Source organism: Streptosporangium sp. NPDC001681, from assembly GCF_040298085.1.
Classification (GTDB): domain Bacteria; phylum Actinomycetota; class Actinomycetes; order Streptosporangiales; family Streptosporangiaceae; genus Streptosporangium.
In genome coordinates this window covers 1-12,836 of record NZ_JBEOZN010000201.1, presented here as the reverse complement: position 1 = coordinate 12,836, position 12,836 = coordinate 1, and the positions used below count along the sequence as shown (strand labels likewise).

Sequence of the window (12,836 nt, the reverse complement as noted above, 5' to 3'; positions counted from 1 at the left end):
GATCGGTCAGGTGGTGTCTCGCAAGGCGGAGGAGGGAGCCGCAGCGTGCTGCGGTGACCGACGACAACGCGGCGAGGCGCCGCCTGACCGACCGCGGTAGGTAAAAGATCCGCAGGACAGGACCTAGACCGGGTGCCCGGGGCGGTCCCAGCCGGGGCGCAGGGAGCGTTCGGCCAGGGCGAGGGTCGACTCCAGGCGGGCGGCGAGGGCCTTGACGTCGTTGATGTCGGCGGGCTCGCAGAGCTCGAAGCCGACCCGGGCGACGGCGGTGAAGAGCGCCACCACGAAGTGGGGCAGGAGGTCGTCGGGGCCGGTGCCCTGGCGCCTGCTGATCTCGGCGATCAGCCGCCGCTCGTTCTCCAGCAGCCGGCGCACGCTTCCCGCGAAGAGGGCGGGGGTGCTGTCGATCACTTCGCGGGCCCTGAGGAACCTGGCGGTGTCGTCGAGATCCCCCTCCTGGAGCATGGTGACCATCGCGCGCACGGCGTGTGAGAGCGCGGTGAACGGCGCCTCGTCGGCCGGGCGGGTGGCCAGCTCGGCGAGCATGGTCTCCTGCCCGTCGGCGGCCAGGGACAGGGCGACGTCCTCCTTGGTGGCGAAGTAGCGGAAGAACGTGCGCGGAGAGACGTCCACGGCCGCGGCGATCTGGTCGACGGTCGTCGCCTCGTACCCCTGCTCAAGGAAGAGGGAGAGGGCGGCGTCGATCAGTGCCAGCCGGGTCTTCTGCTTCTTGCGCTCGCGAAGGCCTGGCCGACGCATGCTCGTCACCACCTCGAAACGTATAGTTCACAGTCTGCCATAAGTCACCTGCTGCCTCATAAAAGAATTTGTCACTTGTCAGTGACTGTCATAAATTACCTCCGGTTGACGTCCCACGCGGGGGCGGACGAAAGATCGCAGGGGGGACCCTTCCATGGCGCAGGCCAAGACGGTGGCCACGACACCACCACCACCGGATCCGGGCAGATCATCCAGGCAGGGGCACCCGTGGCTGACGCTGCTGGCGGTCTCCCTCGGCGTGATGATGGTGATGCTCGACGGCACCGTCGTCGCCATCGCCAACCCGGTGATCGGCAAGGAGCTCAACGCCTCCCTCGCCGATCTGCAGTGGGTGACCAGCGGTTACCTGCTCGCGCTCGCCGTGTTCCTGATCACCGCCGGCAAGCTCGGCGACCTGTTCGGGCACAAGCGGATCTTCGTGATCGGCATCGCGGGCTTCGCGCTCACCTCCCTGGCCATCGGCCTGTCCGACTCCATCACCTGGCTGATCGCCTTCCGCGTCCTGCAGGGGCTCTTCGGCGCCCTGCTGCAGCCCGCGGCCCTGGCCCTGCTCCGCGCGGCCTTCCCCGCGGAGAAGCTGAACATGGCGATCGGCGTCTGGGGCGCGGTGATCGGCCTGTCCAGCGCCGCCGGTCCCATCGTCGGCGGCCTGCTGGTGGAGCACGTCAACTGGCAGTCGGTCTTCTTCATCAACGTCCCGGTCGGCATCGTCGCCCTGGCCGTCGGGTTCCTGGTGATCAAGGAGAGCAGGGCGGCCTCGCTGTCCAGGATCGACTGGCTCGGCGTGGTCCTGCTCTCCGGTGCCATGTTCTGCATGGTCTGGGCGATCATCAAGGCCCCCGAGTACGGCTGGGGCGACACCAGGACGCTCGGCTTCCTGGCCGGTGCCGTGGTGCTCGGCGCCGCGTTCGTCTACTGGCAGACCAAGGCCACCGAGCCGCTCATCCCGCTCAGCCTGTTCGGCAACGCCTCGGTCGCGATCGGCACCGTGCTGATGGTGCTGGTGGCGTTCTCGATGTTCGGCGCGATGTTCTTCCTCACCTTCTACTTCCAGGGCGTGCACGGCCTGTCACCGCTCGACTCGGGTATGCGGATGCTCCCGATGAGCGCGGGCATGATCGTCGCCTCACCGCTGGCGGGCCTGGCGATCGGCAAACTCGGCCCGAAGATCACGATCTCGGCGGGCATGCTGATCACGGCCGTGGCCATGTTCCTCCTCTCCCGCCTGGGCATGGACGCGGGTTACGTCGACAGCGCGATCCCGTTCGTGCTGCTCGCCTTCGGCCTCTCCCCGGTGATGGTCGGCGCCACCGAGATCATCGTGGGCAACGCCCCGGAGGAGCTCAGCGGCGTGGCGGGCGGCGTGCAGCAGTCGGCGATGCAGGTCGGAGGCTCGATGGGCACCGCGGTGCTCGGCGCGATCGTCGCGGCCAAGGTGGCCGACGTGCTTCCCGGCTACTGGACGGCCGCCAAGCTCCCGGAACTCCCCGCCGAGCAGATGGAACTGGTCAAGCAGGGCGCCTCCTACGCCCAGGCCGGTGCGGCCCCCGGCACGCCCGAGCCGATCATGCAGGCCATCACCGGCGTCGTGCACTCGTCCTTCCTGGACGGCATGCACCTCGGCTTCACGGTCAGCACCGGGGTGGCGGTCCTCGCGGCGCTGCTCGCGCTCTTCGTCAGGGCGGGCCGCAAGAGCGAGGGCGCCGCGATCCACATGGGCTGAAAGCCCTCGAACACGGCTCCCGCCCCAGGCCCGGCGCTCGATCGCCGGGCCTGGGGCGTCGCGTCGGTGACCGGGGCGCGGCGGTGCGGGCATAAAATCACCAGAGTGAGTACGAAGATTCTCCCTGAGAGCGACGTCCGGCCGGACCTGTCGCACGGCGACGGCGACCACGAGCGCTTCGCCCACTACGTCGAGAAGAACAAGATCATGGAGAGCGCGCTGAGCGGGACACCGGTCCGCGCGCTCTGCGGGAAGGTCTGGGTGCCCAACCGCGACCCCCAGAAGTTCCCGGTCTGCCCGGAGTGCAAGGAGATCTACTCGGGTCTGCCGAAGGGTGAAGACGGCAACAAGGAGTGAGTGTTGCTCGTGGGTGATCGCCACCGATGAGGCTACGGTCGGGATGTCGCCGGGGGGCGGCGAGCGACCAGTGGCTGGGATCTGTCGGGGGAGTCCATGTTTCGGCGTGCGATCGCCGTTCTTTCCGCATGCCTGTTGGCGGTGCCCGTTCCCGGCCGAGAACCCGCCGCGCCCGGGTGCGCCCTCGCCTCCGGAGCGGCTCACGTCATGGTGCGGGGGGCGGTCCGTCCCGTGCCGCCGGGGCGTGGGCCCGAGCCGCCCATGCCATCCCCGGTGTCATCCCCCGCGCCGTTCGTCGCGCCGCCCGCCCGCCTGCCCGTCGACGGACGGTCCCGGTCGAGATCGCTTCCGCTCGTGCTTCCGGTCACCGTGCCCACCTGGGTGCACGTCATCACCGACGGTCGCCTCGGCGCCCCCGACTTCGCCGTACGCGACCAGCTCGCCACGCTCAACGCCGCCTACTCCGGGCAGTTCGGCGGGGCGGACACCGGGATCCGGTTCAGGCTGGAGGGCATCACCCGCACCGTCAACCCGGCCTGGTTCCGCGACCCCGTCACCCACGAGCGGGCGATCAAGCAGATGCGCAGGGGCGGCCCCGAGACGCTCAACCTCTACCTCGCCCAGCTCAGCGAGCTGGTGCTCGGCTACTCCACCTACCCCTACGGATACCGGAAGGAGCCGGCTCTCGACGGCGTGGTCGTCGACTGGCGCAGCCTGCCCGGCGGGGCGATGCGCAGCTTCGACCGGGGGTTCACCGGGGTCCACGAGATCGGTCACTGGCTCGGGCTGCTGCACACCTTCGAGAAGGGCTGCGCGGCCGCGGGCGACGGCGTTGCCGACACCGCGCCCGAGGGGAAGCCCACCGAGGGCTGCCCGCTGGTCAAGGACACCTGCGAGGGGGGTGGGCCCGACCCGATCCACAACTTCATGGACTACTCCGACGACCGCTGCATGTCCGGGTTCACCTCCGGCCAGGCTCTCAGGATGCAGGAGATGTGGGTCGCACACCGAGAGCCGGGGCGGACACTACCCTTGACAGGTGACAGTACCGAAGGCGCTTGACGCTCCGTACGAATCCCCCCGGCTCTTCGGCCCCCAGTACCGCACCGCCTCCCTCGGCATCCTGCTCGTCGTCACGCTGATCGGTTTCGAGGGCATGTCCGTGGGCACGGTCATGCCCGCCGTCTCGGCGGATCTCGACGCCCTGGACCTGTACGGGATGAGCTTCTCGGCCTTCCTCATCTCCGGCCTGCTCGCCAACGTCGTCGCCGGCCTCTGGTCCGACCGGAGGGGGCACGCCTGGCCGTTCCTGCTCGGCGTGGGACTGTTCACCGCCGGTATGGCCCTGGCCGGGGCCGCCGGGACCAAGGAACTGTTCATCGTGGCGCGGGCGGTGCAGGGCCTCGGCGGCGGCGCCGTCATCGTGGCGATCTACGTGATGATCGCGCGGGTCTACGTCCCCGAGACCAGGCCCCGGGTGTTCGCCGCGCTGTCGGCCGCCTGGGTGCTCCCCGCCCTGCTCGGGCCGGCCCTCAGCGGGATCATCGCCGAGACGGCCGGCTGGCGGTGGGTCTTCTACGGCATCGTGCCGCTCGTCGTCCCCGCCCTCGTGATGCTCCTGCCCGCGCTGCGGGCCCGGCAGGACCAGGCACCCGAGCCCTCCACCGGGCCCCGGTCCAGGCCGCTGGCGATGACCCTGGCCGCCATCGCCACGGCAGGCGGTGGCGGGGCGCTGCTGTACGGCGTGGACCGCCTGCAGAGCACCCCGGTGCCCGGCGGGGTCGCCGTCGTGGCCGGGCTGGTGTTCCTCGCCGTGGGGCTGCCCAGGCTGCTGCCACCCGGGGCACTCAGGTTCGGCCGCGGCCTGCCCACCACGATCATGATGCGCGGGGTGCTCGCCTCGGCCTTCTTCGCGGTCAACTCCTTCATCCCGCTGCTCCTGACCGAGGTGCGAGGCTTCTCCGTCGCCGAGGCGGGGGTCGCGCTCACCACCGGCGCCCTGGGCTGGACCACCGGCTCCTACCTGCAGAGCCGCCGTTCATACGATCGGCCCCTGCTGGTCGGGATCGGCTCCGCGGCGATCACCGTGGGCATCCTGCTGACCCTGCTCGCGCTCGTACCCGGTATCACCGGCTGGGTCACCGTGCCCGCCTGGGTCGTCGCCGGGTTCGGCATGGGCATCGGCACCACCAGTATCAACATCACCGCGATGCGCCAGTCACCCGACGCGGAGCAGGGCGCCAACTCCGCCGCGCTCCAGGTCGTCGACACCCTGGGCGGTGCTCTCACCATCGGTTTCGCCGGCGTCCTGATCAACCTGATCGGCCACGACGACATCGCCACCGGCTACACCACGATCGTCGTCCTGATGGCCTCCCTGGGGCTCTTCGGGGTGATCGTGGCCCGGCGTATGCGGGACATCTCATGACTCATTGGTCACTCCTGTAACAGCGATCACCCATAGCCGGACCACGCCGTGGGATGCATGGTAGGACGGTAGGACCGTGACCGCCGGGAGGAGGCCCCGTGCACGAACGACCTCGCCGGTCGGATCCGTTGGACGAGCCCGGTCGTGACGGGGGGCGCCGGTCCCGGCGGGCCAGAAAGGCCGCCCAGAAGGCCGCGCGGAAGGCGGAAGACCAGGGGTGGCCGCCCGGCGACCCGGACCTCGACGACGAGCGCCGTCCCTGGCCGCCGCCGGAGTCCGAGCCGTCCGACAGCCGCTCCCACCTCACCTGGCCTCCCCGGATACCCGAGCCCGGCGACGACCTCCCGCCCTCGGCCCGCTGGTACGGCACGCCCATCGCCCCGCCCCAGCCCCGCCCCGGGCGCCTGCGCGGCCTGCTGCTCGTACTGCTCACCCTGGTCGTCGGCGGCGGTGTCATCGCCGGCGCGGTCGTGCTGGTGCTGCGGTCGGTGCCGGACCCGCCGCCGGGGCGGATGACCGATCCGGTCGCGGGGGTCGGCTACCGGCTGCCGGAGGGCTGGCTCGCGGGCACGGTGCCGCCCGTCACGGGGTTCACCTCGATCGCGGGCGACGGGGTCAACACGACGGTGATGGTCAGGCCGGCGGAGCCCGCGGCCGACGTGCGCGCCGCCGCGGCCGAGCTCAGCGACCTGTACGGGCGGCTCCTGCTTCACGGCGACAAGGTGAAGGTCGTGGACGACACGGAGATCGCCGTGGGTGCGCGCACCGGGCACGCCCGCTCGCTGCGCGCCGAGTACCTGGACATCGTGAACCGGCCGGCCTACCTTCGCGTGGTCTTCCTCACAGGTGGCGGCGGGCGCCCGGTGGTCGTGGTCGGGGTGGCCCAGCCGGACGATCCCGTGTCGCGGGCCAAGATCGATACGGTGATCGCAGGTCTGGGCTGACGTCCGGCCTCCGTGAGCCGCGGCGTGCCCCGTCGATCGGCGGCGACGCGGCGGGCGAAGGATCCGGGGGACGGAACCCCTAGCACGTGGAGGCGACCTTGGCGAGGATCTCGGCCGATCGGCACGTCTTGTCGGCGACGCAGATTACTCTGGTGACACTGTGAGCACTTTCGCCGCATCCCACCTCTCGCCTTCATATCCGGACCGTGCCGCCTGGGGCACCGCGCCGAAGCTTCGCGCGTGGCAGCAGGAGGCCTTTGACCTGTACTCCAGCCGTGAGCCGCGTGACTTCCTCGCGGTCGCCACGCCGGGTGCGGGCAAGACGACCTTCGCGCTCCGCATCGCCAGCGACCTGCTGTCCAGAGGGATGATCCGGGCTGTGACCATCGTCACACCGACGGAGCATCTCAAGCAGCAGTGGGCGGACGCCGCGGGCAGGGTCGGCATCGCGATCGACCCCGAGTTCAAGAACAGCCAGGGCGCGACCTCCCGCGACTACGTCGGGGTGGCCATCACCTACGCCCAGGTGTCGATGCATCCGGCACTGCACCGCGCACGCACCGAGGCGCGCAAGACGCTCGTGATCTTCGACGAGATCCACCACGCGGGCGACGCGAAGTCCTGGGGCGACGGCGTACGGGAGGCGTTCGAGCCCGCCGCCCGGCGCCTCGCCCTGACCGGCACCCCCTTCAGGTCCGACATCAACCCGATCCCCTTCGTCACCTACGCCGAAGACGGCGACGGGGTCAGGCGCAGTGTCTCCGACTACTCCTACGGTTACGGTCCCGCGCTCGCCGACGGTGTCGTCCGCCCGGTCATCTTCCTCGCCTACGCCGGTGAGATGCGCTGGCGGACCCGCGCCGGCGACGAGATCGCCGCGACCCTCGGCACCCCGCTCACCAAGGACCAGCTCGGCCAGGCGTGGCGGGCCGCGCTCGACCCGAAGGGCGAGTGGATTCGCCAGGTCCTCCGGGCGGCCGACCGGCGGCTGACCGAGGTGCGCAGGGGCGTGCCCGACGCCGGTGCCCTGGTCATCGCCACCGACCACGAGACCGCCCGCGCCTACGCCCGCCACATCAGGACCATCACCGGCGAGGGCGCCACGGTCGTGCTCTCCGACGACCCGGCGGCCTCCAAGAAGATCAAGGAGTTCTCCGCCTCCGAGCAGCGCTGGCTGGTCGCGGTCCGGATGGTCTCCGAGGGCGTCGACATCCCGCGCCTGGCCGTCGGCGTCTACGCCACGAGCATCTCGACCCCGCTCTTCTTCGCGCAGGCGGTCGGCCGCTTCGTCCGTGCCCGCAAGAGAGGCGAGACCGCGTCCGTCTTCGTGCCCTCGGTGCCGACCCTGATGGGGCTGGCGGCGGAGCTGGAGGCCGAGCGCGACCACGTGCTCGACCGCAAGCCCCCGGAGGAGGGGCTGGACGACTTCCTGTTGGAGGACGCCCAGCGCAAAAAGGACAATCCCGACGTCCTGGGTGACGAGCTGCCGTTCGAGACCCTGGAGGCGGTCGCCACCTTCGACCGGGTGCTCTTCGACGGCGGCGAGTTCGGCAGCGCCGCGGAGACCGGCTCCCCCGAGGAGGAGGACTTCCTCGGCCTGCCGGGTCTGCTGGAGCCCGACCAGGTCCGCACCCTGCTGAGCAAGCGCCAGTCCGATCAGCTGAAGGCCAGGCGGAACAGGCCCGAGCCCAAGGAGCCGCAGCTCGCCCCGCACGAGCTGATCGCCAACCTCCGCAAGGAGCTCAACGGCCTCGTCGGCGCCTGGAACCACCGCACCGGCCAGCCGCACGGCGTCATCCACGCCGAGCTCCGCAGGTCCTGTGGCGGTCCCGCCATCGCGCAGGCCTCCGCGGAGCAGATCCAGGAGCGGATCGACAAGATCCGCCACTGGGCCACCCAGCGCTCCCACTGACCCGGCCACCGGGTCGCACCGGCGTTCGCGCCGGGCGCGGCCCGGTCAGCCGAGGGCGATCGGCCTGCCGGTCCGGCCGTCGATCGCCCGGAACCCGCCCTCGCCGCGCACCGGTTGCGCGAGTGGCACCTGCAGGGAGGCCACGCCGCCGGTGACGCTCACCGGCCGCGTCGTGGCGCCCGAGGTGTGACTCTCCGCCTCGCCGTCGCGCATCCAGACCCTGATCGTGCGGTTCCGGTGGCGCAGGACCACGGTCGCGGTGTCGCACTCGTCGGCCCTGGCCGTCCAGAAGAGCGTCACACCCCGCAGCGCGCCCTGGCGGCGGGCCAGTCGCACTCGCTCGGGAGCGGGCATCCTGCCGGGGCAGGAGGCGCTCCGCACGTCCCGGGCGCCCTGCTGAGCCGCCTGCGGTGCCGGGGCCGGTATCCGGGCCGCCGAGGGCGAGGGCGCGGCGATGAGGGTCCGCGGGGGGATCTGGATCGTGCTGGTGGTCCAGATCGTGGCCACCTCCAGTGAGACCAGCGCCAGCACGCTCGTCAGCCGCACCAGCGTCCCGCCGCGAAAAAGGTTCCACAGGCACAGCGGGGTCAGCACCAGCCAGGAGACACCGAGCACGAACATATGAGGTCACCACCGGTAGTAAGAGGTCTCAGCTCTCCGTGATACTCCTGTCGCGGCGGGTGGTGGTCGGATTTACCCACCCATGCCGATCCGGTAGTCGTTCGAATGCCCGGAGTGGGCACTCCTGACGGCCTTCCCCGCCGGGCTCCCGGACAGGACGGGGAACCGTGCCAAGGGGGTACGACCGTCAGGCCGGGCGGACCACCGGGGTGCCGGTGAGACGGGCTCCGGCGGAGCCGAGCTCGGCGAGGGCGGCCTCGGTGGTCGGGGCGGCCACCCCCGCGGTGAGATCCAGCAGCACCCGGACGGAGAGGCCGTGCGCGAGCGCGTCCAGGGCGGTGGCCCGCACACAGTGGTCGGTGGCGATACCGACGACGTCCACCGTGTCCACGCCGCGCTCGCCGAGCCAGTCGGCCAGGCTCGTACCGTCGGGGGTGACGCCCTCGAAGCCGCTGTAGGCGGCGGCGTGGGCCCCCTTGCTGAACACCTCCTCCACCCGTCCGGTGTCGAAGGCGGGATGGAAGTCCGAACCGGCCGTCCCGACGACGCAGTGGACGGGCCAGGAGTTCACGTAGTCGGGTTCGGCGGCGAAGTGGGAGCCGGGGTCCACATGGTGGTCGCGGGTGGCCACGACGTGGTCGTAGCCGTGCGAGGCGGTGTACCGGGAGATGGCGGCGGCCACCTCGGCGCCGCCGCCGACCGGAAGGCTGCCGCCCTCGCAGAAGTCGTTCTGGACATCGACGATGATCAGTGCGGTTGGCATGCGGTCAGTCAAACACGGTGGGCAGCGCGGCGTAGCCCCGGGAGAGCTGGTGGGCGTTGGCCGGCAGCTCGGCGAGGGCCTCTCGGTGCCGCGCGCGGGCCGCGTCCAGCTTCTCGCGGCCGACCATCTCGCCCTTCCTGACCAGCGGGACCTGCAGCGGACGGGCGTCCGCGGGAAGGTCGGTGGAGACGGTGACCAGCTCGGCGACCGCCGTGCCCGCCGGGTCGAGCCTGCGGAAGGCGTTCTTGCGGCCACCCCTGCTGGGCTTGCCCACCGACCTCTTGGCCACCGGCCGCATGGTCCCGCCGGCGTCGGCGCGGGCGACGAGTTTGTAGACCAGGGCGGCGGTGGGCGAGCCTGAGCCGGTGACCAGCGACGTGCCGACGCCGTAGCCGTCCACGGGCGCGGCCGACAGCGCCGCGATGGCGTACTCGTCGAGGTCGCTGGTGACGATGATCCGGGTCTGCTGCGCGCCGAGCGCGTCGAGCTGCTCGCGGACCTCGTGGGCCACCTGGACGAGGTCGCCGGAATCGAGGCGGACGGCGCCGAGGGAGGGGCCGGCCAGTTCCACCGCGGTCCGTACGGCCTGGGCCACGTCGTAGGTGTCGACCAGCAGCGTGGTGCCGGTGCCGAGGGAGGTGATCTGGGCCTGGAAGGCCTGCTCCTCGGAGTCGTGGAGCAGGGTGAACGCGTGGGCCGCGGTCCCGGCCGTCGGCACGCCGTACGCGCGGCCCGCCATGAGGTTGGAGGTGGAGGAGAATCCGCAGAGGTAGGCGGCCCGCGCGGCGGCCACGGCCGCCGCCTCGTGGGTACGTCGCGAGCCCATCTCGATGATCGGCCTGGTCCCGGCGGCGCCGACCATGCGAGCGGCGGCGGCGGCGATCGCGCAGTCGTGGTTGAGCACCGACAGGATCACGGTCTCCAGCAGCACCGCCTCGGCGAACGTGCCCTCCACCGTCATGATCGGGGAACCGGGGAAGTAGCACTCGCCCTCGGCGTAGCCGTCCACGTCCCCAGAGAACCGGTATCCGGCGAGGAAGGCCAGGGTGGGCTCGTCGACAACCCGGTTGTCTTCGAGGAACGCCAGCGACTCCTCGTCGAAGCGGAAGGACTCCAGCGCCTCCAGCACCCGGCCGGTACCCGCGACGACCCCGTAGCGCCGCCCACCGGGCAGCTGCCGCGCGAACACCTCGAAGACCGTCCGCCTGGAGGCGGCGCCACTTCTCAGCGCCGCCTCCAGCATCGTCAGCTCATAGTGATCGGTAAGCAACGCGGTGCTCATGCTCTCTGTCACGAGTCGAAGACTAATCCCGGGGTAGGGCAGACTGGTGAATGTGGGTAGCACCGCTCCAACAGAGGTCGAGCGTCCGTCAATCGACGTAAGACCCGATCTGCCATGGTTGACAATCGTCTGGAACGACCCGGTCAACCTGATGTCCTATGTGACGTACGTCTTCCGGACCGTCTTCGGGTACTCCAAGGAGAAGGCGGAGAAGTTGATGCTCGACGTGCATCACAAGGGCAAGGCGGTGGTCTCCAGCGGCACCCGTGAGGAGATGGAGCGCGACGCGCAGATCATGCACTCCTACGGGCTGTGGGCCACGGTCCAGCGGGATTCGTGAGCGGGCGGGCGGTCCGGTGCCGCCCGTCGCGGTCCGTCGTCGTGCGGCGGCGGGCGGCGGGTCGATCCCAGACGACGGGCGGGTCTCTGGCGGAGCCCGCGAGGAATGGTGGGCGAGAGATGAGTTCGGGGTTCAAGCCGGGGCGCGAGGGCGGCGTGATCACGGGTTTCGACGCCGCCGAGGTGTCGATCCTGCGCTCGTTGGTCACCCAGACCCTGGGCCTGATAGAGCCGGGGGAGACCGGCGACGATCCGCTGGAGAGGGCGCTCGGCATCGGCGCGTCCGAGCAGTCCAACGATCCGGTGCTGGCCAGGCTGTTCCCCTCGGCGTACGAGGACGGCGAGGCGGCCGCGGAGTTTCGCCGGTACACCGAGGCGACGCTGCGCGAGGGCAAGCGGGCCGACGCCAAGGCGATGCTCGACAGCGCCGAGCCCGGCCGGGTCGAGCTGACCAGGGAGCAGGCGGAGGCGTGGATGCGCGCGCTGAACGACGTGCGGCTCACGCTCGGCACCCGGCTGGAGGTGACCGAGGAGGTGCACGACGAGATCGCCGACATGTCGGAGCACGACCCCCGTTATCCGGTGTACGTCATCTACGACTGGCTGACCTACCTCCAGGACACCCTGGTCCGAGCCCTTTGGTAGCTTTCAGGCATGCTCACGATCTCTCGGGAACTGGTTGACAAGATCATCGCGCACGCTCGGGCGGACCACCCCGACGAGGCCTGCGGTGTGATCGCCGGGCCCGTCGGTTCCGACTCTCCCGAACGGTTCATCGCCATGGAGAACGCCGAGCGGTCGCCGACGTTCTACCGGTTCGACTCGCTGGAGCAGCTGCGCGTCTGGCGGGAGATGGACGACCGCGACGAGGAGCCGGTGGTGATCTACCACTCGCACACCGCCACCGAGGCATACCCCTCCCGCACCGACATCTCCTACGCCGCCGAGCCGGGAGCCCACTACGTGCTGGTCTCCACCCGAGAGGAGCTGGGTGCGGAGGCCGAGTTCCGCTCGTACCGGATCGTCGACGGTGTGGTGAGCGAGGAGAAGGTGACGATCACCTCCGGGTGACCGTCCCGGGTGTACGGCCGTGTGGTGGATTGTCCCTTTGGGTAAGCTGGTGGGCATGCTGACCGCCGCCCCGAGCCAGGAGGACGTCGTGCGCTCGCGTCCCGGCCCCCGGGCACGGCACGCGGGCATCGCGCCCGTGCAGAACTTCCTGTTCGCGCACACGCCTTTCGTGGTCGTCTACGACTGTCGCTGACCGGCTTTTCTGGAATCCCCCGGTGCTCGCCGGTGTTCCGAAACCGGTGGGCTATCACTCCCATGACGACACAAGGAGATTGACCCGCGATGGCCATTGAGGTTCGCATTCCGACCATCCTGCGCACCTACACCGACGGTGCCAAGGCCGTCGACGCCAAGGGCGCCACGCTCGAGGAGCTGATCGGCGACCTGGAGGCCCGGCACCCCGGGCTGAAGGAGCGCCTGGTCGACAAGGGCGCGCTGCGCCGCTTCGTGAACGTCTACCTGAACGACGAGGACGTCCGATTCCTGGGCGGGCTGGAGACCCCGGTCGCCGACGGCGACACGGTCACCGTCCTGCCCGCCGTGGCCGGCGGCTCCCGCTAGTGCGCGGTGCCCCCCCCCCCCCCGGAGAGCGCCCGGGGGGGGGGCCCACCACGCG

At 70.7% G+C, this 12,836-nt stretch carries 15 protein-coding genes; 11 read left to right on the top strand and 4 right to left on the bottom strand.

What is annotated here, in order from left to right:
• Positions 1-123: 123 nt before the first annotated feature.
• Positions 124-759: a TetR family transcriptional regulator gene (locus ABT130_RS44990; RefSeq protein ID WP_350924770.1), complete on the bottom strand. Its 636-nt coding sequence runs from the start codon at positions 757-759 to the stop codon at positions 124-126.
• A 154-nt stretch (positions 760-913) separates the two neighbouring features.
• Between ABT130_RS44990 and ABT130_RS44985 the strand changes: the two genes are divergently transcribed.
• The 6 genes from ABT130_RS44985 to ABT130_RS44960 all read left to right on the top strand — a co-directional run bounded on the left by ABT130_RS44985 (position 914) and on the right by ABT130_RS44960 (position 8,144).
• Positions 914-2,503 (top strand): MFS transporter, encoded by a 1,590-nt coding sequence (locus ABT130_RS44985; RefSeq protein ID WP_350966116.1) that lies wholly within the window; start codon positions 914-916, stop codon positions 2,501-2,503.
• A gap of 105 nt (positions 2,504-2,608) precedes the next feature.
• Positions 2,609-2,860, top strand: coding sequence for a DUF3039 domain-containing protein (locus tag ABT130_RS44980; protein WP_030906465.1), 252 nt, complete (start codon positions 2,609-2,611; stop codon positions 2,858-2,860).
• Positions 2,861-3,214: 354 nt separating this feature from the next.
• Positions 3,215-3,922: a zinc metalloprotease gene (locus tag ABT130_RS44975; protein WP_350966115.1), complete on the top strand. Its 708-nt coding sequence runs from the start codon at positions 3,215-3,217 to the stop codon at positions 3,920-3,922.
• The gene (locus tag ABT130_RS44970) at positions 3,900-5,288 is read left to right on the top strand and encodes an MFS transporter (RefSeq protein ID WP_350966114.1); all 1,389 of its coding nucleotides are present in this window, start codon (positions 3,900-3,902) and stop codon (positions 5,286-5,288) included. Before ABT130_RS44975 ends, ABT130_RS44970 begins: the two co-directional genes overlap by 23 nt.
• Positions 5,289-5,386: 98 nt before the next feature.
• Positions 5,387-6,232, top strand: a complete 846-nt coding sequence (locus ABT130_RS44965; RefSeq protein WP_350966113.1) for a hypothetical protein — start codon at positions 5,387-5,389, stop codon at positions 6,230-6,232.
• Positions 6,233-6,392: 160 nt separating this feature from the next.
• Positions 6,393-8,144, top strand: a complete 1,752-nt coding sequence (locus ABT130_RS44960) for a DEAD/DEAH box helicase (protein WP_350924781.1) — start codon at positions 6,393-6,395, stop codon at positions 8,142-8,144.
• Between the two features lie 45 nt (positions 8,145-8,189).
• On the opposite strand, the gene ABT130_RS44955 is transcribed toward ABT130_RS44960, so the two are convergent.
• From ABT130_RS44955 to ABT130_RS44945, 3 genes are all read right to left on the bottom strand, one after another.
• Complete coding sequence (locus ABT130_RS44955; RefSeq protein ID WP_350966112.1) at positions 8,190-8,765, bottom strand: hypothetical protein; 576 nt, start codon at positions 8,763-8,765, stop codon at positions 8,190-8,192.
• Between the two features lie 187 nt (positions 8,766-8,952).
• Positions 8,953-9,528, bottom strand: coding sequence for a nicotinamidase (locus tag ABT130_RS44950; protein ID WP_350924785.1), 576 nt, complete (start codon positions 9,526-9,528; stop codon positions 8,953-8,955).
• A gap of 4 nt (positions 9,529-9,532) precedes the next feature.
• Positions 9,533-10,822: a nicotinate phosphoribosyltransferase gene (locus ABT130_RS44945; protein WP_350966111.1), complete on the bottom strand. Its 1,290-nt coding sequence runs from the start codon at positions 10,820-10,822 to the stop codon at positions 9,533-9,535.
• Positions 10,823-10,862: 40 nt separating this feature from the next.
• On the opposite strand from ABT130_RS44945, the gene clpS reads away from it, so the two are divergent.
• The 5 genes from clpS (at position 10,863) to ABT130_RS44920 (ending at position 12,781) form a co-directional block, all read left to right on the top strand.
• Positions 10,863-11,150 carry an ATP-dependent Clp protease adapter ClpS gene (clpS, locus tag ABT130_RS44940; RefSeq protein WP_030906445.1) on the top strand — a complete coding sequence of 96 codons (288 nt, stop codon included), beginning with the start codon at positions 10,863-10,865 and terminating at the stop codon, positions 11,148-11,150.
• Positions 11,151-11,269: 119 nt separating this feature from the next.
• Positions 11,270-11,794: a DUF2017 domain-containing protein gene (locus tag ABT130_RS44935; protein WP_350966110.1), complete on the top strand. Its 525-nt coding sequence runs from the start codon at positions 11,270-11,272 to the stop codon at positions 11,792-11,794.
• Between the two features lie 9 nt (positions 11,795-11,803).
• Entirely contained in the window at positions 11,804-12,220 is a 417-nt protein-coding gene (locus tag ABT130_RS44930) for a M67 family metallopeptidase (RefSeq protein WP_343975506.1), read from the top strand.
• A 37-nt stretch (positions 12,221-12,257) separates the two neighbouring features.
• A complete protein-coding gene (locus ABT130_RS44925) occupies positions 12,258-12,413 on the top strand; it encodes a hypothetical protein (RefSeq protein ID WP_350924791.1) in 156 nt (51 codons plus the stop codon).
• Positions 12,414-12,502: 89 nt separating this feature from the next.
• On the top strand, positions 12,503-12,781 hold the full coding sequence (locus ABT130_RS44920; protein WP_030906436.1) for a MoaD/ThiS family protein: 279 nt from the start codon (positions 12,503-12,505) through the stop codon (positions 12,779-12,781).
• Positions 12,782-12,836 lie beyond the last annotated feature (55 nt).